The 26,420-nt window shown below is 32.1% G+C and carries 22 protein-coding genes and 2 tRNA genes; 5 read left to right on the top strand and 19 right to left on the bottom strand.

Features of this window, described 5'->3' with window-relative positions; translation table 11 throughout:
* Position 1: 1 nt before the first annotated feature.
* Genes mtaB through ACLL8X_RS00190 form a run of 4 tightly spaced genes read right to left on the bottom strand, consistent with a single transcriptional unit; the run spans position 2 to position 5,287 of the window.
* Positions 2 to 1,252 carry a tRNA (N(6)-L-threonylcarbamoyladenosine(37)-C(2))-methylthiotransferase MtaB gene (mtaB, locus tag ACLL8X_RS00175; RefSeq protein ID WP_411988941.1) on the bottom strand — a complete coding sequence of 417 codons (1,251 nt, stop codon included), beginning with the start codon at positions 1,250 to 1,252 and terminating at the stop codon, positions 2 to 4.
* Entirely contained in the window at positions 1,249 to 2,790 is a 1,542-nt protein-coding gene (locus tag ACLL8X_RS00180; protein WP_411988942.1) for a mechanosensitive ion channel domain-containing protein, read from the bottom strand. Before ACLL8X_RS00180 ends, mtaB begins: the two co-directional genes overlap by 4 nt.
* Positions 2,787 to 3,842, bottom strand: coding sequence for a 3-dehydroquinate synthase (aroB, locus tag ACLL8X_RS00185; protein WP_411988943.1), 1,056 nt, complete (start codon positions 3,840 to 3,842; stop codon positions 2,787 to 2,789). The genes ACLL8X_RS00180 and aroB overlap by 4 nt, the downstream gene beginning before the upstream one ends.
* Before the next feature lie 44 nt (positions 3,843 to 3,886).
* Entirely contained in the window at positions 3,887 to 5,287 is a 1,401-nt protein-coding gene (locus ACLL8X_RS00190) for a COG3400 family protein (RefSeq protein WP_411988944.1), read from the bottom strand.
* Positions 5,288 to 5,317: 30 nt separating this feature from the next.
* On the opposite strand from ACLL8X_RS00190, the gene tgt reads away from it, so the two are divergent.
* From tgt to ACLL8X_RS00205, 3 genes are all read left to right on the top strand, one after another.
* Entirely contained in the window at positions 5,318 to 6,439 is a 1,122-nt protein-coding gene (tgt, locus tag ACLL8X_RS00195; protein ID WP_411988945.1) for a tRNA guanosine(34) transglycosylase Tgt, read from the top strand.
* A 1-nt stretch (position 6,440) separates the two neighbouring features.
* Positions 6,441 to 7,202 carry a CorA family divalent cation transporter gene (locus ACLL8X_RS00200; RefSeq protein WP_411988946.1) on the top strand — a complete coding sequence of 254 codons (762 nt, stop codon included), beginning with the start codon at positions 6,441 to 6,443 and terminating at the stop codon, positions 7,200 to 7,202.
* A 44-nt stretch (positions 7,203 to 7,246) separates the two neighbouring features.
* Positions 7,247 to 7,323, top strand: a tRNA-Arg gene (locus ACLL8X_RS00205).
* Between the two features lie 882 nt (positions 7,324 to 8,205).
* Here ACLL8X_RS00205 and ACLL8X_RS00210 read toward each other — a convergent pair.
* From ACLL8X_RS00210 to ACLL8X_RS00255, 10 genes are all read right to left on the bottom strand, one after another.
* Complete coding sequence (locus tag ACLL8X_RS00210) at positions 8,206 to 8,568, bottom strand: hypothetical protein (RefSeq protein ID WP_411988947.1); 363 nt, start codon at positions 8,566 to 8,568, stop codon at positions 8,206 to 8,208.
* Entirely contained in the window at positions 8,568 to 9,197 is a 630-nt protein-coding gene (locus tag ACLL8X_RS00215) for a DUF4376 domain-containing protein (RefSeq protein WP_411988948.1), read from the bottom strand. The genes ACLL8X_RS00210 and ACLL8X_RS00215 overlap by 1 nt, the downstream gene beginning before the upstream one ends.
* A 9-nt stretch (positions 9,198 to 9,206) precedes the next feature.
* Positions 9,207 to 11,120, bottom strand: coding sequence for a hypothetical protein (locus tag ACLL8X_RS00220; protein ID WP_411988949.1), 1,914 nt, complete (start codon positions 11,118 to 11,120; stop codon positions 9,207 to 9,209).
* Between the two features lies 1 nt (position 11,121).
* On the bottom strand, positions 11,122 to 12,078 hold the full coding sequence (locus ACLL8X_RS00225) for a hypothetical protein (RefSeq protein ID WP_411988950.1): 957 nt from the start codon (positions 12,076 to 12,078) through the stop codon (positions 11,122 to 11,124).
* Positions 12,079 to 12,097: 19 nt separating this feature from the next.
* Positions 12,098 to 12,415 (bottom strand): hypothetical protein, encoded by a 318-nt coding sequence (locus ACLL8X_RS00230; protein WP_411988951.1) that lies wholly within the window; start codon positions 12,413 to 12,415, stop codon positions 12,098 to 12,100.
* 88 nt (positions 12,416 to 12,503) lie between these two features.
* Positions 12,504 to 13,415, bottom strand: coding sequence for a hypothetical protein (locus ACLL8X_RS00235; RefSeq protein ID WP_411988952.1), 912 nt, complete (start codon positions 13,413 to 13,415; stop codon positions 12,504 to 12,506).
* Between the two features lie 16 nt (positions 13,416 to 13,431).
* On the bottom strand, positions 13,432 to 13,626 hold the full coding sequence (locus tag ACLL8X_RS00240; protein WP_411988953.1) for a hypothetical protein: 195 nt from the start codon (positions 13,624 to 13,626) through the stop codon (positions 13,432 to 13,434).
* Between the two features lie 159 nt (positions 13,627 to 13,785).
* Complete coding sequence (locus tag ACLL8X_RS00245) at positions 13,786 to 14,961, bottom strand: phage capsid family protein (protein WP_411988954.1); 1,176 nt, start codon at positions 14,959 to 14,961, stop codon at positions 13,786 to 13,788.
* A gap of 21 nt (positions 14,962 to 14,982) precedes the next feature.
* Positions 14,983 to 15,348: a hypothetical protein gene (locus ACLL8X_RS00250; RefSeq protein WP_411988955.1), complete on the bottom strand. Its 366-nt coding sequence runs from the start codon at positions 15,346 to 15,348 to the stop codon at positions 14,983 to 14,985.
* Between the two features lie 11 nt (positions 15,349 to 15,359).
* Positions 15,360 to 15,935, bottom strand: coding sequence for a Coiled-coil domain-containing protein (locus tag ACLL8X_RS00255; RefSeq protein WP_411988956.1), 576 nt, complete (start codon positions 15,933 to 15,935; stop codon positions 15,360 to 15,362).
* A gap of 178 nt (positions 15,936 to 16,113) precedes the next feature.
* Here ACLL8X_RS00255 and ACLL8X_RS00260 point away from each other — a divergent pair, with 178 nt between their 5' ends.
* Entirely contained in the window at positions 16,114 to 16,404 is a 291-nt protein-coding gene (locus ACLL8X_RS00260) for a hypothetical protein (protein WP_411988957.1), read from the top strand.
* A gap of 6 nt (positions 16,405 to 16,410) precedes the next feature.
* Here the strand turns inward: ACLL8X_RS00260 and ACLL8X_RS00265 are convergent, their stop codons facing one another.
* From ACLL8X_RS00265 to ACLL8X_RS00285, 5 genes are all read right to left on the bottom strand, one after another.
* Complete coding sequence (locus tag ACLL8X_RS00265) at positions 16,411 to 18,027, bottom strand: hypothetical protein (protein ID WP_411988958.1); 1,617 nt, start codon at positions 18,025 to 18,027, stop codon at positions 16,411 to 16,413.
* Positions 18,028 to 18,433: 406 nt separating this feature from the next.
* A complete protein-coding gene (locus ACLL8X_RS00270) occupies positions 18,434 to 19,420 on the bottom strand; it encodes a hypothetical protein (protein WP_411988959.1) in 987 nt (328 codons plus the stop codon).
* A gap of 1,173 nt (positions 19,421 to 20,593) precedes the next feature.
* Positions 20,594 to 20,734: a hypothetical protein gene (locus ACLL8X_RS00275; protein WP_411988960.1), complete on the bottom strand. Its 141-nt coding sequence runs from the start codon at positions 20,732 to 20,734 to the stop codon at positions 20,594 to 20,596.
* Positions 20,735 to 21,119: 385 nt separating this feature from the next.
* Positions 21,120 to 21,560, bottom strand: coding sequence for a hypothetical protein (locus tag ACLL8X_RS00280; protein WP_411988961.1), 441 nt, complete (start codon positions 21,558 to 21,560; stop codon positions 21,120 to 21,122).
* Between the two features lie 10 nt (positions 21,561 to 21,570).
* Positions 21,571 to 25,563: a putative barnase/colicin E5 family endoribonuclease gene (locus ACLL8X_RS00285; protein ID WP_411988962.1), complete on the bottom strand. Its 3,993-nt coding sequence runs from the start codon at positions 25,561 to 25,563 to the stop codon at positions 21,571 to 21,573.
* On the opposite strand from ACLL8X_RS00285, the gene ACLL8X_RS00290 reads away from it, so the two are divergent.
* Positions 25,532 to 25,607, top strand: a tRNA-OTHER gene (locus ACLL8X_RS00290). The two genes, ACLL8X_RS00285 and ACLL8X_RS00290, sit on opposite strands and share 32 nt — an antisense overlap.
* Positions 25,608 to 26,420 lie beyond the last annotated feature (813 nt).

Here is a 26,420-nt window from a genome sequence, read left to right on the forward strand (position 1 = left end):
TCTAGCCTTTTAAATTTACAAAATTATATTTTTCTTGCACTTCATAATGCCTTAGAATAAGCCATTCTTTAGCTATATCTTTATCGCTTTTGATTTTAATCTTATTAAAAAATTGGTCATACCCTTCAAAAAATCCATCTTTTTGATTTTCTACTAGAATTTCAAGTGGAATTTTATGCTTTTTTCTAAAATCATAATTATTCTTTTGCACTAAGCTCTTTAAAATATTAAGTCTTTCTTTGGCTAAGGCTCCATTTACAAGCTCTTTCATACTAGCAGAATGGGTGTTGTTTCTAGGACTAAAAATAAAAGCATGAATATGCGTAAGTGGAAATTCTCTAAAATGTCTCAAAGCTTCTTCCCACAGCTCTTCACTCTCGCCGGGGTGTCCCACGATAAAATCAGTGCCTAAGGCATAACCCTTAGCAGCTATGCTATGAAAAAGCTTCAAATCATCATTCGTGTGCGACCTTCTTCTCATAATGCGAAGCATTTTCTCGCTTGTATGCTGTAAGGCTATATGCAAATGCCTTTCTAGCCAAGGCTCACTTAAAATTTCTAAAAAACTCTCATCAATTTGCGCAGGCTCTAAACTGCCTAATCTTATGCGTTTTATCCCTGAAATTTGCCCCATTTTTTGCAAAAGTTTGCCTAAACTTGTGCCGTTTTTAAGCCCATATGAGCCTATATTGGTTCCTGTTAAAACAAGCTCACTATAACCATTAGCCCCCAAAATTGCAGCCTGTTTTAAAAGAGCCTTTTCATCCACACTTCTTGACTTGCCTCGCACACTAGGAATAATACAATAAGAACAAGCAAAATCACAGCCTTCTTGAATTTTCACAAAAGCCTTAGTGTGATTTTCATACTCACAAACTATGTCCTTGTCAATAAAATTTAAATCCCCAAGCTCATAAAAGCTTGTCTTAGCACCTAAAAATTCATTGATTTTATGCTTATGCGAAGCTCCAAGCACTCCAAAAACCTGCTTTTTATCCAAAAGCTCCCTGCCCTTACTCACAGCCCCACAACCTGTAAGTATGACCCTAATGCCCTTTTTTTGCATAGTATTGACATAAGATTTTATTCCGCTATCAGCTCCGTTCGTAACGGTGCAAGAATTTACAACAATGATCCCAGCTTTTTCTTCATCATTGATAATTTCATAGTCTTTAACATAGCTTTTTAAAAGCTCAGTATCATAGATATTTGTGCGACATCCAAAGGTTTTAAAAAAAACTTTTTCTTTCAATCTTTATCCCCTTTAGTTTCAAAATGAGTTTGATTTAATTTTCCTAAATATAAATTTTGAGACGGATAGGCGATTTTTATATCTTTATGTTTGTTAAATTCTTTTATAAGCTCTTTGCTAATGGTGCTTCTAAGAACCAAAGCCGCATAGGCATTGGTCATATACCAAGCAGAAATTCGCATACCCCAATGCTCAAAAAACACAAAAAATCTCGGCTCCACCTTAGGATTTTTAATGCTATATTCACGCTGCAAGCGAGTCATATTTTTTCTGGCAAGTTCTGTGTAGCCTTTAGCGTGGCGTGTAACGATATTTTCTACAATTTCTTGAGCCTTATCTAAATTACTATCAAAGCTAAGGCTTATATCAATGCCATCAAGCACGGTTTTCATCCCGTGATGAGTGTAATTTGCAAGTAAATTAGTAAAAACATAATTATTAGGTATAAATATAATGCGTCCGCTGCGGCGATTTTTGCTATAAGTTTCAAGAGTAAGTTCTTCATAAAGCGTAATGCGTAAAAAAGAAATATCAATAATATCGCCTATATAAGCAGTATCGTTTTGAAAAACCTTAACGCGGTCTCCCACCCTAAAGCTTCCTCCAAAGACTATCACACACCATCCTAGCATAGACATAAACATATCCTTCATCGCAATAGCCAAACCCGCAGAAGCAAAACCCAGTATGGTTACAAGATAAGTGATATTTTCTATATAAGCAAAAAGCAGGATAAGAAAAATGATATTTAAATTGATAAAATTAATAATCTTTGTAGCCGTGTAGTAGCGTTCGCTATCTTTAATATATTTTTTAGCTAATAATTTTAGCATAAAAGCTAGGGCTAAAACTATGATAATAGCCACAAGAATATTCACAGCCCTTAGGCTTTGCACCTTAATCTCAGCACTGACCCTTGAAAGCTCTTCATCTATCTTTTTTTCATAAACCGCATAAGAAACACTAGCAAAATTTAAAGCTTGGCTGAATTCTTCTAATTTTTTGTCTAAGGCTTTTAATTCTTCTAAATTTTTAACGCTAGGATTAAGTCTGGTGCGTTCTTTAAATTCTAAGTTTTTCTCTTTGATTTTATCCACTAAATTTTTAAAATCATTAAATTTAAAAGCGTATTCTTCTTTTTGTTCTTTGAGTTTTTTAATATGAGAAAAAGCTCCTATAATCGCCAAAGGATTAGTAAGCTTAGGGAGAATTTCTATCTCATCAGGAGCGCTTAGGCTTTGGGCGAAATTTAGGTCCTTATACTCTTTAAGTAAGCTTAATTGCTCTTCTAAAAGGGCGATTTTATGCTTAAGCTCTTCTTGCTCGTGGGCATTTTGGCTATTTTTTAACTTAAAAGTTAAAAGCATTAATTCATCGTGAATGTTTTGATAGTGCATAAAATTTTCATAATGCGTATTCCAAATACTTGAATTAATGCTTTCATTTAGGCTATCATTTGAATTATTTTTAATCCCGCTTTGATTAAACTCAGCCCAAGCAAAAAGAGCAAAAAAAAGCAAAATGAAAATTTTTTTCATTGAAATTCTCTTAAAGTGGCGATTATATCTTCTTTAGCAATATCATCTTTTATCACGCCCTTGCCTAAAGTGTTAGCAAGAACGAAGTTAAGTTTTTGATTTGAGCTTTTTTTATCCCTGAAAAAAGCCTCATAAAATTCAGCTACATTTTTGATTTTATAAGACACGGGCAGCTTAAATTTAAGCAAAATATCTTCTATCCTTTGACTCTCCATCTTGCTTAAAAGCCCTAAATTTAAAGCCAAATGATTTGCCATATTCATACCCACAGCCACAGCTTCGCCGTGTAAATAAAGCTTATAATTTGTCAAATTTTCTATCACATGAGCAAAGGTATGTCCGTAGTTTAAAAGCATTCTAAGCCCTGCTTCTTTTTCATCTTGCTCAACAACCCTAGCCTTAAGTTCTACACTTTTTGCAATGATTTGAGTAAAAATTTCATTCTCACAACTTGCATTTAAAAAGCTTTTTGCATCCATACTCTCTATAAATTCAAGTATTTTTTCATCAAACATTACTGCCATTTTGATAAATTCAGCCATACCAGCACTGAGCTCTTTTGGACTTAAGGTCCTTAAAAATTTATTCTCACAATACACAGCTTTAGGTTGATAAAAAGTGCCAATAAGATTTTTACCATAAGCATTATTGACCCCCGTTTTACCCCCCACTGCTGCATCTACACAAGCTAAAAGAGTGGTGGGGATATTAATAAACTCAATCCCCCTTTGATAAATACTAGCCGCAAATCCACCCATATCGCTAATCACCCCACCCCCAAAGCTGATTAAAACACTCTTTCTATCAAGTTTAGAATTAAACATTTGATTTAAAATTTCTTCTAGGGTGGCTAAATTTTTATATTCTTCCCCGTCCTTAATCGTAGCGATAAAAATTTCCCTAGCCTTGATTTTTGAAAGCAAACTTTGAAGATGAAGCCCTGAAATTTTAGGATTTGAAAGTATAAAAACCTTAGTATCCAAGCTTAAATTTTCAAGCTCGTCTATATAAACCTTATAAGCATTTTCTTTTAAATTAATTTCTACTTGCATTTTTCACTCTTTTTTGTTTTATTCTATCACACTTGATTAATCATTTATTCTACGGGTATGAAAAGTTGGTAATTTTGTCTCATTTTATAATAATGCCTGTTTAAATTCATACTCAAATTTTTAGCAAAATCCCCGCTTAATAATTCCTTCTCAAAGCTTACAAATTGCAATAAATCATTGCGGTATTGTAAATTTAAAAGAGGATTTTCAGCGTTTTTAGTGATGATTTGTATATTTTTATCATAAAGCTTCGATAGGCTTCTAAAATACTCTTCCATATCTGTGGTATTTTGAGAATTTGGATTGTAATAATACAAAAGCACTCCAAAATCAAGCTGTTTGCTCAAATCCGTAATCACATTAGCATTATTTTCAAGCTCACTCTCATCTGCACTTAAAATAACCGCTTCTTTTAGCTCATCAAAGGGCACCTCTCCTACTTTCATAATGGGAATTTTCAAATCAAAAAAAACCTTTTTTTCTTTTTCAAAATTTTTCATATCGCTTAGGATTAAGCCTATGTCATTATTTTGTAGCCACTTAGGCATTTGCTTTAAATCTGTGTTAAAATAATCAAAAAACACACCTTCTTGCTCTTCGCAAAGTTTTTTCAATCTCTCATACACTGGGCTTAATTTGGGATTAATAATATGAATAAAAAATTTCTTTGCATTGATTTTTTGCTTAAGTTTTAAAGTCGTATCAAGCACCCTTTCTTGCATTTTTTCACTCATATTTTTCATATCAATCAAAGCAAAAACATTGCTTCCAAAAGGCATAGGAAACTGCCCCGCCTTACCTCTTATATTATGAAAAATGCTTTGTAAAACAACAGGATCACCCACAATCAAAATGCTATCATTTGGCTCCAAAACAAAAGAAGGCTTTACAAAATAAATTTTAGAATTCCTATAAATTAGCACGATACGCCATCTTTTTTGCTGTATAGAACTGATGTGCCTGTAAGCAAAAATAGACCCTGCTGGAATTTTCACCTCCATAATCTCTCCAACACCCAATCCTATATACTGAGCCGTTAAAGCAATATCAGGCAAAAAGTCCATAAAACGGCGGCTTAAAGTCATTCTAGCATCGGCTAAATTTGTATGAGTATCATTGATAGTTAAACCCCAAAAATCCATTATTTCTATCTCTAAATCCGCATTTAAAGAACGCAAAGCCTCATAGCTTTTTTTAGTCTCAAATTCATCCTGCATATAAATAAAAGCTTGTTTAAAATCTTTATTCATAATGCCTTCAAGGCGTGCCACACTCGTAGAATCAAAACAATGTAAATCAATGTATTCGCTAGAAATATTTAAGTTGTTTTTTTCACTATTTTGACATACCACCGTGAAAAAATAACCCAAGCCTTTCTCCAAACAAAGCCTTTCTAAGAAATGCTTTGCTAAAATACCATCTATTATGATTAAAATATGATTCATTCTTAACTCCAAAAAAGGAAATTATAACAAATGGAATTTAAATTAAAGCATAAAGACGGCAATGCTAGAGTATGTGAAATAAAAACCACGCATTCTAGCTTTTACACTCCTATTTTTATGCCTGTTGGCACAGCCGCAGCGGTAAAAAGTCTTGACGCAAATGACATGAAAAATGAACTTGATGCAAAGATTATTTTAGCCAATACTTATCATTTATACCTGCGTCCTAGCTCAAAAGTGATAAAAAATTTAGGAGGTTTGCATAATTTTACGCGATTTGATAGAAGCTTTTTAACAGATAGTGGGGGATTTCAAGCCTTTTCTTTGAGTAAAAATTCCAAACATTTTAACGAAGGTATAGAATTTAAAAGCCATATTGATGGAAGTCGCCATCTTTTCACGCCTAAAAGTGTTTTAGATACGCAATATGATTTTAACTCTGATATTATGATGATTTTAGATGATTTAGTAGCCCTACCTGCAAGCAAAGAAAGGATAAAAACTTCGGTAAATCGCACCCTACTTTGGGCAAAAGAAGCCATCACTTATCATCAAAGTATGCAAAATAAAGGCATAGGTTTAGGACAAAATATCTTTGGAATTATCCAAGGCGGAACAGACTATGAAGAAAGAAAGCGTTGTGCTTTGGCTTTAAATGAACTATCTTTTGATGGCTTGGCTATTGGGGGGCTTAGTGTGGGCGAAGAAAATGCTCTAATGTATGAAACGGTGCAGAATTTAACCCCCTTTATGGATGAAAATCGTCCTAGGTATTTAATGGGCGTTGGAACCCCTGAAAATTTGGTTGAAAATGTTGAGCGAGGGGTGGATATGTTTGATTGTGTGATGCCAACAAGAAACGCAAGAAATGGGACTTTTTTTACAAGTTTTGGAAAATTTAATATCAAAAAAGCTGAGTTTATCAATGATAATGAACCCATAGACAAGGCTTGCTCGTGCTATACTTGTCTTAATTTCTCGCGTGCTTATTTAAACCATCTTTTTAGAGCTAGGGAGTTGAGCTTTTTTCGCTTAGCTAGTTTGCACAATTTGCATTATTATCTTGATTTGACAAAAAGGATGCGTGAGGCGATTTTAAACAATGCTTTTACACAATTTAAAAGAAATTTTTATCATTTAAGAGGCAAATAAAATGCCAAAACTGCATGAAAATTTAAGAAAAATCCTACAAGCAAAGAATTTAGAAACTTTTTATAGTGAAATTTATGGACAAAAAATTTTTGTTTATGCGGGATTAAATTTAAAAACTTGGCTTTTTAGTGATGAAAAAATTTACAAGCTTCAAGATGAAGAATTCGAGCTTTCCAGTGTAGAAGAATTTTCAAATTTTATTAAATCCATTTTAGAAGATTTTAAAATACAAAATACTCATTTTCAAAATTTATTAGAACATAAAGAAAATATCATTTTAAAAGGTGGCTTTGTTAAAAATTTTTACAAAAAATCCTTTGTCTTAAGACAAAAAATCAATAAAAATTTAAAGCAAATCAATCTTTTAAGTGAAGCTTTTAATCTTTTGCTTAGCGAACAGGCGCAATACAAAAAACATTTAAAAATTCTAAATTTATCCATCTCTATCTTAAGCAAAAATACTAAAGAACAACTAGTAAGAGTTGATACTCTTTATACATTAACAAGTGCAATTAAAAACGAAAAAATGAATAAAAGCATTTATCTTTTAAGCATACTTTCTTCTATTTTTCTACCTTTGAATTTAATTGTGGGATTTTTTGGAATGAATACAAACAATCTCTTCTTAAAAGATAATCCCTATGGAACGCTTTATATCTTTTTTTTGATTTGCTGTATTTTGATTATAGGTGTTGTATTTTATCATTCAAAAAAGACCAAAGAATTTGATTTAGATGAAAACAAAAAGCCAAAAACAAAATAAAATTTTTGCTTATTTTAAGAAAATTTATATATAATTCTAATTTTGCGCTCGTAGCTCAGCTGGATAGAGCATTTGATTGCGGTTCAAAAGGTCAGGGATTCGAATTCCTTCGAGCGCACCATCACTTCTTGTGTTGCTTCATTTTAATTGATAAATAAAAACTTATAAATCAGAGCTTTAAAAAGACATCATTTAGTATCATTTAACAAATTTAAAGTATGTGTAAAAAATATTTTAAAAAAGAGCTTTCTAGGACAAATACCAACCATTTTTTCCTTCTTCATTCCACTCCAAAATGGAATAGATTTTGCTTATTAATTTATTGTCAGGGATAATGTTTGCTCTCATTATTGCGAGACTTGACCTTCCGTCATTGCGAGTGAAACGAAGCAATCTAATATTAAAGGAAAAATATGAGTATCTTTAATCCATATAAATTTTACATAGCCTTTAAAAAAGGCTTTTTTAGAAGCAGTTTATCATCATTTTAACTAAAAAATAAAACTTTAGCTTTAATTCTTTGTGCCAAGTTCTTAATTTTGCTTAGAATTATTGCTTATTTTAAGTTAAAATTAGCTTAAATATTTATTTTTTTCACATCTTGCAAAAGTCTATAAAATAGCCATTTGAAGTATTTTTAGTTTTTTCATTTTTTCATCAAAAAATTTTTATTTTTAAACCCCCTTGAAAGCAAAAATTTTTAAACATTTAAATTTTTCATCATTTTTTAAAAGCTTTCTTTTTCTTTATCCTATCAAAAAAGCTTAAAATTTACCTGCTCTTTATGAGGCGCGCGGCTTTATCGCATTTATTTTTATGAGGCGACTCTTCCCACGCCTTGTCGCTTAGCTATATCTTAGTCGCATTCAATCTCTAGCCGTATAAATCTCTTAGTTTCACATCTTAAATCATTCTTCCCATTTCACAGCATTTCACACACTTTTACCGCTTTATTTGTATTAACTCTAGCCACTATCAAAAGGCTTTACGACTGCTCTTTTTATCATTCTTTATTCCTTAGACTATAGCCCTTTTCGCCAACAACTACATTAAGCTTATTGTCAATATCCTTTAGGGCATCTTCTATGTCATCGAGCTTTTCATTAGTCTTGGCACAATGAGTCTCTATAAATTTACTCATTCCTTCATTAGCCGCTTTATAAACTAGGGTTTGTTCTTTGATGAGTGTGTTAGATTTTTTTTGCTCTTCTAGCAAATCGCCTAGCTGTTTTTTGTTCTCAGCGTGCAAGATTTTATACAAATGCCAAGCCACACCCGCTAAAGCCACCACCAAAATCCCCAGCAAAGACGATGAAGTTAAGCTCCCTAAAATCGCCCCTTCTTTAACCATTCCTGCTAAATCCATCATTCACTCCACTTGATATTTTCTACTTCTTCTACGCTTAGGGCTTGTTCTATTTTATCTTTTAAGTTTCTTGCTTTTATCGTGTTGATATTGACCGAATTTGCCATAAGTCCCCCAAGTTGCGTTAGCTCTTCTAGAGTAAAAGGCACGGCTTCATTATCTTTTGAAATCCAAACAAAACCTTCAGGCAATTGCTTTGTAATAGCAAAAAGACTCACCGTGCTTGTAAGCAAATTCCTATCCCTTTCTGCGCTTTGAAAGATTTTATTTTTAAAGCTTACTCCACCTTCTATAGCTTCATTTTTTGCTTTATCTATCTCATATTTTTTAAACTCTTTTGCGTATTGAAGTTTTGCTTCTTCGCTTGAAACTTCACAAAACATAGCAAAATATTCTTTTAAAAGCTCTATTTCATCAGCACTTAAAAGCACTTCTTTTACCGCTTCAAGTCCTTTGTTAAGCTCTTCTTGAGTAATATCATCGATAAAAAAATGATTTTCATCAAAACCTAGTTTTCTATCATCTCTAACAAGTGCTATTAAGCCACTTGCCGCACTCATATGATTTTTTAAAATTGAAGTGTTTAAATCATTATAAATAACACCATTATTTTTTATGATTATTTTCATTATCTATCCTTAAATATTATGTGAAATAAACCCATTTGAGGTTAAAACTTGTGGAGCTTGAGAGTATTTAGAAGTAAAATTCCCCGTCATTGCTATATTTGCATTATAAACAAAAGCATTATTTACTTGTATGCCAACCTTATAATTGCCTTTTATTTGCGTTTGAGATGCCCACCAAATACCACTTATATTTCCACCCACACACGCTCTAATTGCTGTTGCGTAGGCTTGATTGTTTGTATTAAAAACAACATTACCCCCTAAAACAACATTAGATGAAGACGCACTTAAATCATAACAAAGTTCAGGGTCGGAAAAAATATTATTAAAGTTCGTATAGTCTATACTAACATCAGCTTTATTTGTTGAGACAATGCCCGGAGCATTGCCAGTTAAATTCACATTATATAAACTTGCTGTTGTATTTTCTATATAGATTAAAAGGCAATTAACAGAAACACTTTCAATGCTTATATCTTGTATATTGACCTTGCTTTCGATATAAAGACCAAAACTAGGCCAAGCTTTATTATTTAAATCCACTCTAAGTGTATCGCTTATACCATTTTCACCTCTTATTACAAGTGGAAGATTTAATCTTATGATAACAGGGCTTGTAAGGGTATAACCATCTTTAATGTTAAGTGTGATATGGGTATTGTTTAGATTTATATATTGACTAGCTGCATTAATCGCACTTTGCAAATCTTCATAATCGCCCCCGCTTCCAACACTCCAAGTAAGGTTTTGTGTTAAAAACTTGACTTTTTTATTAAGCTCTGTGCTAAGCTCTTCTTTAGCCTGTTCCAAAGACGCTATTTTTTCATCTTGAAGGGTATTATTTTCTTCAAGTTCTGTTATTTTCTGCTCTTGTTCTATTTTAATTTCTTCTATTTGAGCTAATGCTTCTTCTTTTTTGCTTGATATTTCACTTATAGAATTATCTTTTAACTCTGTGATTTCACTTATAGCTGTATTTTTAGTTTCGTTAATAGTGCTTAAAGAATTATCTTTTAACTCTGTGATTTCAGTTATAGCTGTATTTTTAGTTTCGTTAATAGTGCTTAAAGAATTATCTTTTAACTCTGTGATTTCACTTATAGAATTATCTTTTAACTCTGTGATTTCAGTTATAGCTGTATTTTTAGTTTCGTTAATAGTGCTTAAAGAATTATCTTTTAACTCTGTGATTTCAGTTATAGCTGTATCTTTAACCTGACTTGCTTCCACTCTTAAATCATTAGCTGCTTGTTTAAGCTCTTCTAAAATCCTATTGGCCTCTGTTATAATCGCTTGCGCATCGTATCTTTTAAGCTCTTCATACATAGCACTGATTAAAGCGTGGATATTTTTACCTTCTTGTAATTTCTCATTCATACTATTAAGCGTATTTTCTACTAGCTCGTGTATATTTTCAAAATTTTTCAAAAGCTCTTTACACTCTTCAACCTTTAAAGCGTTCTCAGCGTTTAAAGTTCTCATTGTTTCAATCATTTTTAAAAATTCTTTTTTATCCGTATCCAAAAAGATTTTAAACTCATCAACGCTTCTTATCAGCTCTTCTTTTATCCTTACGCACTCACTTAAAACAAACTCATATTTTTCTTTTATATCCTTATGGCTTTTATGCAAGTGATAAATCGCAAACAAACTCATTTTTACCTGTTCCAACCACGATGCATTTTTGCTTAAAAGCTCTTGCATTTTTATAAGCATTTGTTCTTCGTTAAGCTCTGTTGTGGTATTGGCTTCATTAAGCACATTTTCGCTAACTTGGTTATCTTGTGTATCTTGACTAACTTCGCTTTCTTGGCTTTCTTGGTTATCTTGGTTAATTTCACTTGCATTCTCTATTGGCTGAGTATTTGGCTCTTCATTTTGTGTTGTTTCTTGGCTTTGTCTTGTTTCTTCGTTTTCTTGCATTTTATCTCCTTTGATTAAAATAATTTTCGTATTTAAAATTCTCTTTAAACTCTTCGCTATCAAAGTCTTCTAAATTGTTTTTTAAATACTCATAAGCTTTTATATTGTTTTCAAAATTACGCCCACCCTCTAATCCTAAGGCTTGCTTAATCATCGCTTCATTATAACCCTTAGCTTTTAAAGTTTCTATGGCGGCTTTTTGTCTTTGCATTAAGTGATTATAAAGATTAAAAGCTTTTTTAGTGGTTTCTTTTGCATTCAATCCCCCAAAATTTATCGCTTCACTTAGTGCTGCTCTTTCTTCTTGCGTTCCTCCACTTCTTAAAGGAATAGCGGCTAAATAATTACTCTTTAACATTGCTTCATCGCTTAATCTTTTTTGATTAGCTTCATCAGCACTAAAAAGCGTGTGATTAGTAAATTTTGAATATCCTCTTGCAAACTGATTCCAAATCCCCGCCGTATCAGGGGCATTCTCAACAATAGAATTTAAATTATCAAAAGCATTGTTAGTCGCCTTTATGGTTTCAAATTCCTTATCGCCGCTTAGTTTTTTTATCGCTATATCGCCTTGTAAATTGGCATTTATAGGTTTGTTTATTTCAATTCCTAATCTTTTTAAAGCGTATAAATCATAAAGGCTTAATTCGTCCTTGCTTATCTTCTCATCTAGCTTTCTAATCCCCGTGTAAAAAGGAATTTCATTTGAAGGCGTAGGAGTTTCATTGATACTTACTTGATTAAAAGCGTTATTTTCATTAAAAGGGCTTTGCTCTTGTGTGTTTTCGCTTAAAAGCTTTTCATCACTTTTTAGATTTTCTTGTGTGTTTTGTTTTAAAAAGCTTTCAAGTGGGGGTCTTTTAAGTTCTTGTTCTTGTGCGTTTTCATTTAAGCCTTCAAGCTCTTTTAAATCATTTTCTAGATTAGCTCCCTTATGTCTTAAAATCAAATCGCCCATAATATTTTCCTTTCTAATTTTACTTCGCAGCGGAAGTAATTCCGCTTTGCGACAAGGAGCTACGCTCCCTTGACCCACCTAAAGCTCCCGTCCCGCTTGCGTGGGTAACTGCTTTTTTAAGTTTTCTGTGCTGAAGGCACCCCCACCTTGCTTTCACTTTTTGAAAACAAGTTTCCAAAAAGTCGCCTTGCTGAAGGCCACGCCCGTCCTTTGCCTTGCTTTCACTGCTAACACTTTGTGCGAACAAGTCCGCCCAAAGTCGCTTGACTAAAGCCCACGCCGTCCCTTTTGCTAACGCAAAAGCCCCGAAACTTGCCTTTAAGCTCCCTTGACCCACCTAAAGCCCCCGTCCCGCTTAAGCGGGGTGTTTTGTCATTGCGAAGGAGCGTAGCGACTGCGGCAATCCCCTTAAACCTAAGAGCAAATTACACCGCTTTATAAATTTTCTTCTTATAAATCAACGGGTATTCTTTAAGCATTAATTCTATTTTTGCCAAGCTTTTAAGCTCGTTAGTTAAGCATAAATTACTAAGCACTATATTATTTAAAAATATTTGTTCTTTCATATATTCACTTTTAAAAAAATCTTCGCTGATTTCTTTATTGATATTTAACAAACACTCTTCTAACTCATCTTTCAAAAAACCCTTACTTGTGATATAAGTAGCGATTAATTCCCTTGCTATTTCTTTAAGCTCTTCTTTTAATTCTTCATCTTTTAATAACTCATCTTTTAAAAAATTTAAATTAAAAGGCTTAAAAAGAGTGTTTTTATGCTCGTTAATGTATGCTTTTAATACCCCTTCGCTTTTTTCATCAACCATTCTTTTATAGTTTAAATGAGTTGTTTCTAAAGTGTTTTTAAACTCTTCTAAGTTTTGCTTTATTTTTAAACTTGCTTCATCTAAAGAGTTTAAAAGATTATTTTCACATTCCATAATAAGACTTTGAAACCTTTGACCCTTTAAAGCTTCTCTAATGGCTTCATTTAATTTATTTTCATTCTCTCTTAAAAAACCTTTAGCTTTTTCATCGGCTAAAAGTTCATAATCAACATTAGCCTTTAACTCATTTAAAAAATCTTGTTTTGAAGTTAAAAATAAAGCTTTTGTATTTTCTTTAAGCTCTTCTTTTATCAACTCTTCTAGGGCTTCTTGGGTCTTTTCTTTTGTGTTTTTAATTTCTTCTTTTAAATCATTTTCTAAACTTAAAAAATACTCATCAAATCTTTTTTTTAAAGCACTATCGCTTAAATTCTCTTTTACATCATCAAAAAGAGTTTTTAAAGCTTGTGTTTTTTCGTTTATCTCATTTAAAACCATATTTTCATAATTCATATTTTTTTCCTTGCTTTTATCCAGCTACTCCGCAGCAAAAGTAAATTTTGCTTTGCGATAAAGGGCTTTGCCCTTTTAAAACCCCTAAAGCCCCCGTCCCACTTGCGTGGGCATCTTGCTTTTTAAGTTTTCTGTGCTGAAGCCCACGCCGTCCCTTTTTGCTTTGCAAAAAGCCCTTAAACTTGACTTTTAAACTTATTGAATGAAACAATTTAAGCCTTTAGAAAAAATCCACACGGCTTTAAGTTTCTAAAGTGCTTAATCCTTGCCCTATGAAGTAAGTTAAAGCATTTAAACTTAAATTCCGTCATTGCGAAGGAGCGTAGCGACTGCGGCAATCCCCTTAAACCTAAGAGCAAATCACCGCTTTTTATTCTTTGCTTGATAAAATACCGATAAAAGCATAATCTGTATCATCATAAACACTCATCTGTCCCGTAGGACTTTCAAAACGCCCCTTTGAAACACCTAAAATTCTATCCACACCGCAAATAGTCTTTCTTCCCAAATCTTGCGTATCATCGATATAAAAATTAATCTGTTCATTCCCCGCTAAAACAAGTGCTGACGCCCCTATCAAACACCCAAAAGATACAGGATTATTTCCCGTGTAAAAGCTAGGTGGAGTGATTTTTTTGTGATTAGGCTTATAAATGTGTGCGTTAAACTCTGAATCGCTTATTTCACTATTTAAAAAACCACTTTGCGTTTTAGTCCATACCCCCATATCAATTACAGGACAATCATCAATCAAACCTAAAAGCCCTGTAAAAAGGTTATTTTTATCGCCCCTTAAACCTATTTTTTGTATTTCTTTCCACTCAGCATCGCTTTTTAATTGGTGGGCTTGATAAGAATCTAGCAAAATAATATAAGAATAACTTTGCACTTCTAACCCGCTTTGCGTTCTTGTATTGGTTCTTATGGGCTTAATAGGAAAAGCATCTTTGTTTTGATAATTCTTTCCCGCTCTTGCCATAAAAATAGCCCTTCTAATCGCTTTTACATTACAAACATCGCCCGCTTTTATCGTTTTTGCTGCTTCAGCAACTGATTTGTTTTTGCTTGTATCCTTAAAGCCGTCTGTATCACAAATTACAGCATTTGTCATATCATTAAATAAAGCCGTTACAAAATAGCGGTCTCTTTTATCCTTAATCCAGCCTGTTAAGCTGTCCGTTGCTTCTTTGATAAAATCTATCTCTTCTACTTGTGAATAATACTTTATAGGACTTTTGATACTATTTCCCAACACTTCAGGATAAATAGTCTGACTTAAAATCTCTAAATTATCCAAATTCGTTTCAAAATCAGCATTTCCCTTTACCCCGTCGCCTTGAAGTTGGGTTTTAAGTCTAGGACGATAAGGAGCGGTATTGGATACCTTAAAGGTTCTTATACCTCTATCCTGACCCGCTCCTACAAAAGGTTCCCATATGCTTTTTTTCCAACTTGCACTTTCAATAGTCTTTGCTATATCTACGCTTACATTTGGATTATTCCTCCAATCAGCGATATTTATTTTATTTAAATCATTTAATGGCATTTTCTTTTCTCCTTAAAATTTTTAATATTCTGTTGTGATTTGAGAAGGTAGAAAATAAATCATTCTTAAAACTATCTTCCCACTTGTCATTTGTGCAACTCCAGCTGTTGTTATAGTAATCTCACTTATATCTTTAACACTTGAAATTACTTCACTTAAATAACTTTTTCTAGTTCCTATATCAATAGCATTCATAAAAAAGTTATCATTCTCATTCAATCCTACGCTTAAAGTAGCGCTAGATACTTCTTCTAGCACTTCAACGCTTAAATGCGTAATCTCAGCTCCTTTGGGTAATACAAGAGCCTTATAGCCGTTTTCTATCTCATCTAAATTAATAATAGCCTTAGCCAAATAAGACATATTATGCACTCTTTGCTGCAACATTTTTATCTCCTTTACATTCTATTCATTGGTAAATCATCATTGCTAAAACTAGCATTATCCGCATCTATATTTTGGGCGTTTGGATTTCTTGGTAACGCATCGTTTTGCGTTGCTAAATGGTTTCTTTGTTTATAAATTTCATAAAGCACACTAAAAAATTCCAAAGGTTCAAGCTTGTCTAATTCTTTTTTGTATTTAATCCCTAATTCTTGGTCGTAAAACTCCATTAAAGCGTTTATATCAGCTTCTGGGTTGTTTTTCAAAAACTCTTCTTTAGCACTATCAATACTTGCTAATGCGTTTTTATTGGCAATCCCCTTTCTTAACTTAGCCGCTTCTTCAAGTTTAGGATTATAATTTGTTTGCAAAAATTCATTTTGCATTTTCAAAATAGCTTCTATAAAGGCTTTTTTATCTTCAAAAAAAAGCTCTTCTAGCTCTTCACTCATCGCTTGACTTGCATACTCTGCAAAATCATTTTCTAAACTTGCCTCTGCTTGTTTAAGCTCTTCTTCTAGGGCAGCAAGTTTGCTTTCATCGCTTGAATTTTCAGTTTTTGTATCTTTTCTTAAAGCTTCGCCATACACCTTCTTTCTCCTTTTTTGTAAATTTAAATGCGATTTTAGTTTTTTTTTAAAACTTTAAAAAAGGGGCGTAAATTAGCAAATTTTCACGCCCCTTAACAAAAACTTATTATTTTGCTTTAATTATTTTCATAAAAACCAAAAGCACAAAAGGGCTTAAATTTTTTAAAAAGGATAAAAAATGTTTGGATTTTTAGGTAATGCTGTAAGTAGTATCACTAACGCAACAGGGGGCTTAGCAGGGCTTGGCACTTTTTTAGGTGGAACAGGGACTTTATTTGGGGCGCTTGATTCAGCCTTTGGCACGGGTCGTAAAAATGTTAAAATAGCACAAGATAATTTAAATCTTGCAAAAAGTCAATTTCAAGAAGAAAATCGCCGCTATAATCAAAATCAAGCCAATTTACAAACAAATTCTGATATGATAGGCTCTGTTTTTTCTGATAGCCAAAGCGTGTGGAATAGAAACTAAAAGGGCTTAAACGCCCTGCCAAAAGTTATTTAAAAGCGTATAATCATCTTTTAAAAGAGTGTGTTTTGGCACTTGTTTTTCTTTATAAATTCTCAATACTTCCAAATCAGGACTTTTATACTCTACTATGTGCTTATAATCCTTAGCAATGCAAAGCTTAGCCGTGCTTGTTTGTTTGTCTTTAAATTCTAAATCATTTTTAGAATGAATTTGCTCTTGCTTTAACTCAATTTGCCCTATCTCTTCTAAAAACTCTCCATAAACTAAAGATAAAACATACTCTTCATAGTTTTTAAAACTCACAAAAAATACCCTTGCCTCGCTAAATAGCTTCGCTATTTCTTTTTTAGACACTAAACCTTCAGTTAAAACTTCTTCATCTTCTTTTATTGTGAAAAGTCTTGCGTTTTCATCATTAAAATATTCCTTAACACTTAAAGTATTTTCTTCTTTATCGCTAAAATCTTTTGTATAATCAAGCTCTTTTTTTACCCTATTAAAACTTCCATTTAACACCACTGCAAAAAGTCTTTCTATCATATCTATATAATCTTTAGCTATCTTTTCTTGTGCTTTTCTTTTTTCTTCTATTTGGTATTTATTGTAAATGGATAAATCTACATTTTGATTTTTAAAATCTTTTTCCCATTGTTCTAGAGCCTGTTTTTCCTGCTCTGTATTTTCTTTTATAGCGTCTTTATCGCCCTTTATTTCTTTAAAATCACTCTCTTGCAATACATCAAAATCTCTTAAAATCCCTTTATTATAAGCCTTATTCTTAGCTAAAAAATCAAGCTGTTTTAAATTTACTCTAAAGGGTTTTATCACTTTTTCATCGATAAAATCAAAAGCATTTTGTAAAAATGAATCGTAAGTATTGATACCATATTCTAATTTTACCAAAAGATTAAAGCCTTCAATAGCTTTTAAATTTCTAGCTAAAAACATCTCTTTTGTCATCTTTAAATTCTCTTCTTCATCATTTGCCTTGGCTAATGCAAAAGGGGGCTTTAAAACACTTTCGCTAAAGTTTTCATTACCTGCTGTTTCTACTTGTGAGCGGTTTTGTGTGAAATTATCGATTTTACTTTCTTTAAACTCAGCATATATACCCTTAGCACCATCGGGGGCTATTTGAGAAGAAAAATTATTATTCACTCCTGCAAATTGATTTTTGTAAATGCTTCCATTAGCGTAAATTTCATATTCACTATAAACAATAGCTTGAGATAAAGCTTCACTTTGTGCGCCTCTTTGTTCTTTAGCTTTTTGTATGTTTGCCGTAGCCAAAGCCCCGCTTTGTAACTGATAAGCTTTTAAGGCTTTTTCATAGCTTCTAGAATTATTTATAGTAACTAAAATATGCCCTATCATTCCTACAAAACCCGTAGCAATACCGATTATTGTTTGTAAAGGATTACCAAAAAATAAATTCACTATAAAACCAAAAAATCCCTTTTCAGCCTTAGCCCAGCCGTATTGTTCGGCTGGATAAGTAAAAAAATCCCCTGAATTCTCTATTCTCAAATCGTATTTTTGTATGATAGGACGCCACTTGTTTTGTGCTTCTTTCTTGTATTTGTTTTTTCTCTTTCTTAAAAGCTCTCTTTTAATACTTCCCATTTTTAGCCTTTTTACTTGATTTTATCGTTTTTTAAAGCTCTTTGGCTTTACTTAAACAACTTAGATAATATCAGATTTTATTATGAAAAAAAGACTTTAAAAAGGGGTTTAAAATCCGTCTTGTGAAGAGTTAAAGGCTCTTGACAAACTCTTAAAATCAAGCATTAAGTTAAATTTAGCTAGAATTTTAAAGTTTAAGTTAGCTAACTTCTTTTATGCTGGGAAGGAGGCTTATAAATGTGGATTAAAATAATAGAAATTTTAATTTTACTTTTAAAGCTTATTGAAGAGCTTTTAAAACTCTTCAAATAAAAACTCTTTAATGCGTAAAAAATTATAAGTTAAACCGCCTTAGCTAAAACTTAAACGCTTAAATTTTGCATAAAAGAAGGGCGGTTCTTTTATGCTAACTTTCAAAAAGTCCCTTTAACTTAGAAAAAAACATAAATTCCCTTTTATCAATTACTCTTGTAAAACTGGTTTGATTTTCTAAAAACTGGCATTGTTTAAGATGGCTTAAATCAAGATAAGTATCGCTAAATTTCATAAAATCAGCTATGCCGCTTTTACCACTTCCAAAAGTGATAAAGGGCTTTTTCACAAAATACATAAGATATAAAAAATCTTCCAAAGTCCATTTTTTGCCTTCATAATGAAAAGTTTCAGTGTTAAAATAAGGCGGGTCTAGGATTAAAAAAGCGTTGGGGTTGTAGGAGCTGTCATTAATGATTAATCTGTCATTGCGAGGCTCTAAAGCCGAAGCAATCTCGCCGCTTGAATTTGCATTTGAATTTAAGGGGACTGCTTCAAGGCTTAAGCCTTTGGCTGTGACGGGACTAGGGTTTGCTTCAGTCAATTTCTCTTTAAATTCTTCATCGACTAGATGAGAAATTTTATTTAATTCCTCTTCACTTCCATAATAAGCTAAATTCATTAAAGCCTTATAGTCCATTCTTACCCTTAAAACGCCCTTTAAATAGCCCTTTGTTTTGATTTCTTGACTTTGATTAACATTGTGCCATAAAGAATTTTGCTTAAAAAAGTTTTTTTCATCGCAAGTATTCCTACCGCTAAAACACAAATAAGCGTTTAAAAGTATCCAATCTATATAAGTTTTATTCGCTTTTTCTTTAATGAATTCAAACACTTTTAGCCTTGCTTCTTGGCTTAATTTTTCTTGATATTTAGCAAGGGGCGTTATAAATTCTAAAAGCTCTTTTCTTAAGCTTTCACATTCTTTGGCTTTATTTAAACGGCTTAAGTAGTTATCATAATCATTCCATATCACTTTGTGATTAGGGAAGAGTATTTTAAGGGTGTGGCTTAATAATCCGCTGCCACCAAATATATCGTAAAAAATAGTATCTTTTGTGATTAAGCCTTCTTTTTCCATAAGCTTAAGCACTTTTTTAAAATTATTTAAACTATTTCTTTTATTGCCTACAAAAACTAAAGGCGGTTTTGAGTAATGTATCATTGGGGGGGGGGGGGGTCTCTCTTTCTTTAAATTATTAAAGAAAAAATCTTAATAAAATATTTTTGTGAAAAATAGGGGTTGGAATTTAGCTTTATGCATATGCATAGCTGTTTTTTATCAATGAATAATTTTAAGTTAAATTATATTAAACTTTTAAAGTTTAAGCGTTAAAACTCTTTTGGCTTAGGTTGAAAGGGGGTTTAAATGGTAGAATTAATAATTATTTTAACATTGTTAATTTTGCTAGTCAAAAGTTTAAAAACTTTTGACTAAATAAAAAATCTCTAATCAAATTATAAGGTCTCGCTGCTAAAGAGTAGCTTAAACGACTTCATTTTAACCTAGCCTTTAAGTAGCGGGGCTAGGGTTTAAGCATAAAAGAAGTTAGCTAACTTAAACTTTAAAACTATAGTTAAATTTAGCTTTTCATAAAGCTTATCACTGGCTTGCATTTTATTTTCTCTATAAGCTTTTTCTAATTCTTTATTCACTTCAAAACGGGGTTTTAAAGGCTTGTTTTGATTGACTAAGTCTATAAACTGATTAAAATGTTTTTCGTAAAATTTAGCTTTTACGCTTTTATAAGCACTACTTGCGACCTTGCTTCCAACGGCACCTCCTAAAAATCCTTTGATAAAATCTTCTGCATTAAAACTAAAATTGCCTTCTTCATCTTCTTTTACTCCACTAAAGTGAGTATTGGAGTGTAGGATTTTTTTATTTTTATCCTTTTGTGTTATAATATTCTTGTCAATCTTGTTGGTGGAAGACTTGTCCCCCCCCCCCCTGTAAAAGCGTATCAGTGTAAAAAATCGACTTGGCGTTTGGATATTGATAAAATAATTTTAGCTCCATTTTTTTCCTTATTTTTTAAAATATTAGCTTTTTATGGTATAATTCTACTAAGAGCAACCTAGCTTATAAGCAAACCCGATTCTATCTAGGGGCTTATACAGCAAAACCACCTTGCGTGTGATAGTTAGCTTGGTGTGTGTTGCTCTAAGTTAATATATTTAATATTTTCATCATCTAGTTTTATCATTTGCTTAATTCTATTTAAGTCTTTATCTGCATACATTGTTTTATAGTCTATATGTCCTTATCTTCTTTTACTCCGCTTAGTGTTCCTGTTATCAGTCCTGCTCCTAAGTGCTGATTAGAGTGTAGGATATTTTGATTTGACTTGGCGTTTGAAGATTGATAAATAATTTTAGCTAAATTTTTTATCAATTGTGTTATAATCCTTTCTTGGCTTAGTTTATTGTCGGCTCTCTAAGCGTGTCTTAGTAGTCCTTGTTGGCTGCATTCTTAGCATTGTTGCTCGGCTCTTTAGGATGGACACCTCCTGCAAAATAAACTAAGTCATATTCTTGTCAATCTTGTTGGTGGAAGACTTGTCCCCCTGTAAAAGCGTATCAGTGTAAAAAATTGACTTGGCGTTTGGAGATTGATAAATAATTTTAGCTCCATTTTTTTCCTTATTTTTTAAAATATTAGCTTTTTATGGTATAATTCTACTAAGAGCAACCTTGCTTATAAGCAAAACCCGATTCTATCTAGGGGCTTATACAGCAAAACCACCTTGCGTGTGATAGTTAGCTTGGTGTGTGTTGCTCTAAGTTATATATTTAATATTTTCATCATCTAGTTTTATCATTTGCTTAATTCTGCTTAAGTTTTTATCTGCATACATTGTTTTATAGTCTATATGTCCTTGACTATCAATACCAATCCCAAATACACCTATTTTATCTTTTCCATAACTATACACCTTATAATAATAAGTGCTTAGTCCCTTGTCTGTTTCCTTTTCTGCTACAAACATAGGATTTTCCAATACATCAAAAAAAGCTCCCTTTAAATAATCCCTATTTGTATTATAGGTGTTTTTGTAAAAATGCGTATAAGCATAAGGTATATTTACCCTTATATCTTTATAGGGTGTTTTGACTATGCCATACTTGCCCTGTTTGTTTGTAAAAAGTTTTTCAAATTGCTTTACATTTTTAAAAGTTGCCTTAGGTAATGGTTTTGCATTTACTTTTGATAAATCCACTCTCCCATTATCATCTAAAAAAACTACTCTCTAGCTCTTTACTTAACGCTTTTCCGTGTATTGTTGCTTCTGCTATGGTATCTTTTATATCTATATCCATAGTTGAGTAAGGGTGTTGTGTATATTTGCCTATTTTTGCTGTGTCTTGTAATTCTTTAATCTTTTGCCTACTATACGCTATATTTTCTTGTGCTTGTCTGATTTCATTATCGGGTTGGTCGTGTCCCTTCCAAGCATCTTTGTCTTTCTCATTTTCCCAAAATGCTATTCTCCTTTTATTTATAGGAATACTACTTTTATATGTTCTTATTTCTCTTTTATTATCAGTGTCTAGTCGCCTTTGGACATTCCTTGCCTCTGCTTCGCCGTGCTGTTTGTAATATAAATTAAAATTTTCATCACTTAAAACTATATCTTTAAACCCATAGCCAAAGCCCTCTATATCTTGCACTGCGTGTTGTATTTCGTGGTAAAGAATAGTCTTTACATCTTTTCCTTGTAGATTTTTGATATAAATATCCTTTGTTTCATAATCATAAGCACCGCCAACACCCGCTCCTAACTTTTTGTCTTCAATAACACGCATAAGCTTTAACTGCGGATATGCACTAAAAAGTTCATCATCTTTTAAGATTTTAACTAACCATTCTCTTTTGTATGGTCGTCCGAAATTATCTTTTGTTTGTAATTCCCCACCCTTTTGACTTATTTCAAATTTCCATTTTTTGTCTTTGTCTTTATACCAGCCTGTGCTTTCCCATATCTGTATTTCACTTTTGCCTTTAGCTTCTAGCTCTTTTGCAACTTTTAGCTTTTTTGCTTGGGGTTTATAAGCTTCATTCATTAAAGCCTTTTCGCCTGCAAAAATTTGAGAATTTAAATCTAAATTTTTATGCTTATTTAAAAAGCGTGTAAGGCTATTTGCTACGCTGCTTTTTGCATAATGGCTTAAATCTCTTTTAACGATTTCTTGCATTAAAGCGGGATTATCTTTTGCGATATTTGAGTAATTTTTAGCAACACTTCTTGCCTTTATCTCTAGTCCTTTTTTAACCGCTAAACTAGCACTAGCGCCTCCTAAAAATCCTTTGATAAAATCTTGTGGATTAAAGTTAAAATTTCCTTCTTCATCTTCTTTTACTCCACTTAGTGTGCCTGTTATCAGTCCTGTTCCTAAGTGGGTATTGGAGTGTAAAACGCTCTCATTTTTAGTTTTATCAGTAGAAATTTTTTTAAATGCTGGTATAGTATCTATATCTTCTCTTATGCTTTGATAAAAATCATATATGCCTTTCTCTATCCATTGTTTAGGCGTTCCCCAACTTGTTCCGTTTAATGCTTTTGCTTGTTCTATGGTTTTACCATAGCTAACAAGTCTTTCGATAAAATCTTTATCTTCTATAATAGCTTGTTCGTTTAGTCTTTGTGCTATTTTACCTGCTTTTATAGCCTTTTGCATAGAATAATCATTACCCTTTAATATTGCTTTAAGCTCTGTTAAATCATCTATTACTTTCTCTGTGTATCTAAGATTTTCGGGAAGTTGCTTGTATAATCCTCGCATTTGCTTTAATACTTCTTCTAAAGCATATCTATGATGTTCTTGCTCATCTTCTTTTAAGCTTTTTAAATATTTTTCTTGTTCTAACTTCTCTTTTTTTAGCTTAGCTAATTGTTTTTTTATATCTCTTATTTGTTTGCTTTGTGGTATAATGCTTTCTTGGTTAGATAAAGCATTGTCCGATTTATCTGTAAAATCTTGCTTCGGTGAAAGTGTGCTAGATTTCCCTTCATTTTTGTTAAAAGCTGTTATAATAAAGGCTCGTTTTTCGCCTTTAAATTCCCCGCTTAATCCTATAACTGCGTTTTCATATTCTAATCGGTATCTAACATCATTTTGTTTTATTAACTTGCCTTTTTCTACAATTTCGCTTAAGTCTTTAGCTATATCTTTAAATTCTTCGCCGTGTTTAGCGATAATGTGCTTTAAGCCGAATTTCTCATCGCCCCAAACCAAATCAATATCGCCTAGCTCTTCCCTGTGAAAAGCTCCTGCAACTTGTGCTTTAAACTCGCCCTTTTGTCCGCTTTGCTTAAAAACTTCATTTTCTCCTATGAGTTTTTTAATCGCTCTTTCTCCATCGTGATAAAACTCTGCATAATTAAATCCAAATTTTTTCAAAGGTTTGATATTAAATTCATTTTCTATTTTTTCTCTAATACCTGGCACATAAAAAGCATCAAAAATTAAGTCAAATTCTTCATCACTAGGGATATAATTAAATTCTTCATTAGCCATTTTAACCTTCATAAGGTTAAAAGCTAGTAAATCCCCCGCTTGTTTTCTTCCCGTGTAAGGCTCTCTATCGTTTATTTCTTCTAACTTTTCTTTGCTAAAAGGAATTTTATAATATTCATATTTTTTTTCCTCTAAAAAATCTACATGGCTATAATCGCTCGCAGGTTCTCCATTAGCCTTAAAATATCTAGAAGCAAAAATTTCTTTTTGGTTTTGTTTTTCAACTTCTTTTTCTAAATCTTCAAGATATTTTATATCTAGCTTTCTATTGGCATATTTTTCTTTGAAATAATCATAATTATTCTTAGGGGTTTCTCTATCGTTTAAATCTTTTTCACTAGCACTCTTAATTTCTTTATTTTTTGGTATAATCTCTTCTTCAACTTTAGCAATAGTAGTGGGTTCTTTGTGTGCGGTTTCCACCGATTGAGCTTGAGTTGCCGCTTCTTTGCTTGGCACACTAGCATTTAAGGGGGCGGGTTTGTTTAAGCTTTCAAGTTCTATTGTGTAAATTTTATTATTTCCTTCTATTTTTTCAAGCACGGTTATTTTAGCTTCGGCTTCTTTATCATTTATCAAAATATCTTTTTTAAATCTATACACTGCGTTTATATTGGCTCTTTTTTTGGTATCTTCGTGTGTTTGGCTTAATTGTGCATTTTCAAAAAGATTTTTTAAATCTTCAGCCACTCTAAAATGCTCGTCCCTACTAAAACCATTATCCACGCTTTTTTGCACGGCTTTAGTGCTTGATATTTTATTAAGCTCTTCACTTGTGATATAGGCTTTTAAATGGGTGTTTTTATTGATAATTTCTTTATTTTTATAAGGCTCTAAGGCTTCTTTTAATTCATTTCTTAACTCTTTAATACCCTTAGGCTCTCCTGTTTGAAATTCAAATTCTTTTTGAAAAAATTCCAACACTCCGTTTTTTTGCTCTTTAAAAGTGATATTTAGGCGTTTTAATGTGTTTAAAAATTCTTTTACTAATGCTTTTTGTTCTTTATCTTTGTTTGCTAATATATAGCTATGATTAAATGCAAAATGGGCTAAAATACTTTTAAATTTATCTTCATTTTTCCATTCCTCACTTTTTACCAATGCTTCATCAAATTTTAATTTTTTTATATTATTTTTAACGATTTTTGTTTGTTTGTGTTCTTTATACTTGATTAAATTAGACATTCTTTTATCTAATGCAAAAATATCCCTAGTCAATTTACCCCACCACCCTGTTAAATTGAGATAATCAGAAGGTATAAGCAAATCATGTTTTTCATCTCTAGCCATTTTATCAAGTATGCGTTCGCTATCTTCTATTTTTGCGTTTAAATCCTTGCCCTTATGATAAACTTCTAATATTTCATTGTATTTTAAATTAAAATCTTCTTCATCTTTAGCCTTTTTAATCTTTTCTAAAACTTCTCTTTTTTGGGCTTTCCAATCATTAAATAAATTTAAATTTTTTTCAACAATACTAGCAAATTTTTTTATTCCCTTTTCGCTAAAACGCTTTTTTAAGCCCTTTAAATCTTCTTCATTAACACTCTTAAGCTCTTTAGTGCTTTTTTGTGGTTTTTCTTCATTCTTTACATTTGTCTGAGAAGACGGCTTATTAAACTCTTCTTTCTTATTTAAATTTAAGTTTTCTTCGTTAAAATTTTCTTCCTTACGACTTGAAGCCTTGTTTTTGGTAAAAGGCACTTCATTTTGGAGTGGTGTAGCGGGTTCAACTCCCGCCAAGTCGTGTTTAAAAAGTCTTTTATCTGCTTTTTTAGTTGTGATTAAAAAATTCCCTTTTCCATCGCCTTTGAAGTGTAAAAAATTAAGCTTATCCTCGTTTAATTCGTCTTTAAATATAGTAAAAAATCCTTTTTCATCTTTGAAAAATTGTTTATTTTCTTTAATAATTTGTGGAATTTGCTTAAACTCTTCCACTCTTAAAGCTTGATTATATTTAGCCTTTCTTTCGGGTCTAAAATGTGCTAAATGCTTTTTGAGTAAAAAAATATTTGCCTTTTCTAGTTTTAAATTTTCTTGCACTTCTTTGCTTAACTCGCCGATTTTTAAAATATTTTCTGCCTTTTCATAATCCTTGCTTAAAACCCTATCTACAAATTCATTAAAGCCTTTTTCATCAACCATTTTTAGCTTATCTAAATAGCCTTTAGTTTTTGTGTTAAGCTTGATTTTATCTTGCGTTTTATTTTGTGCAACACTTGCTTGAGTTTCTTTTAATGACGGCTTAAGGGTGTGCGTGTTGTTTCCGCTTTTATCCCATTCTCTTAAAGCTCTTAAGCTATTAACTAGTTTAAATTTAGTATTTGTATCTTGTCCTTGTAAAATAAGCTCTTCGATAAAATCCCATTCGTCCCTTGTATTTAAAGGCGTCCCGCTACTTCCACTAAATAAATCAGGCTGTCCTTTTTCTTCTAGAGTCGCCTTTAAATTCTTTAAAAAATCAAATAAATTCGCATTAGGATTTTCAAGCCTTGAAAAGCGGCTAAAACCAACCCCCAACGCTTGAGATTTAAAGTCTTGGACTAGATTAGGATTAAGGC

Source organism: Campylobacter parajejuni (assembly GCF_046764905.1).
GTDB lineage: Bacteria > Campylobacterota > Campylobacteria > Campylobacterales > Campylobacteraceae > Campylobacter_D.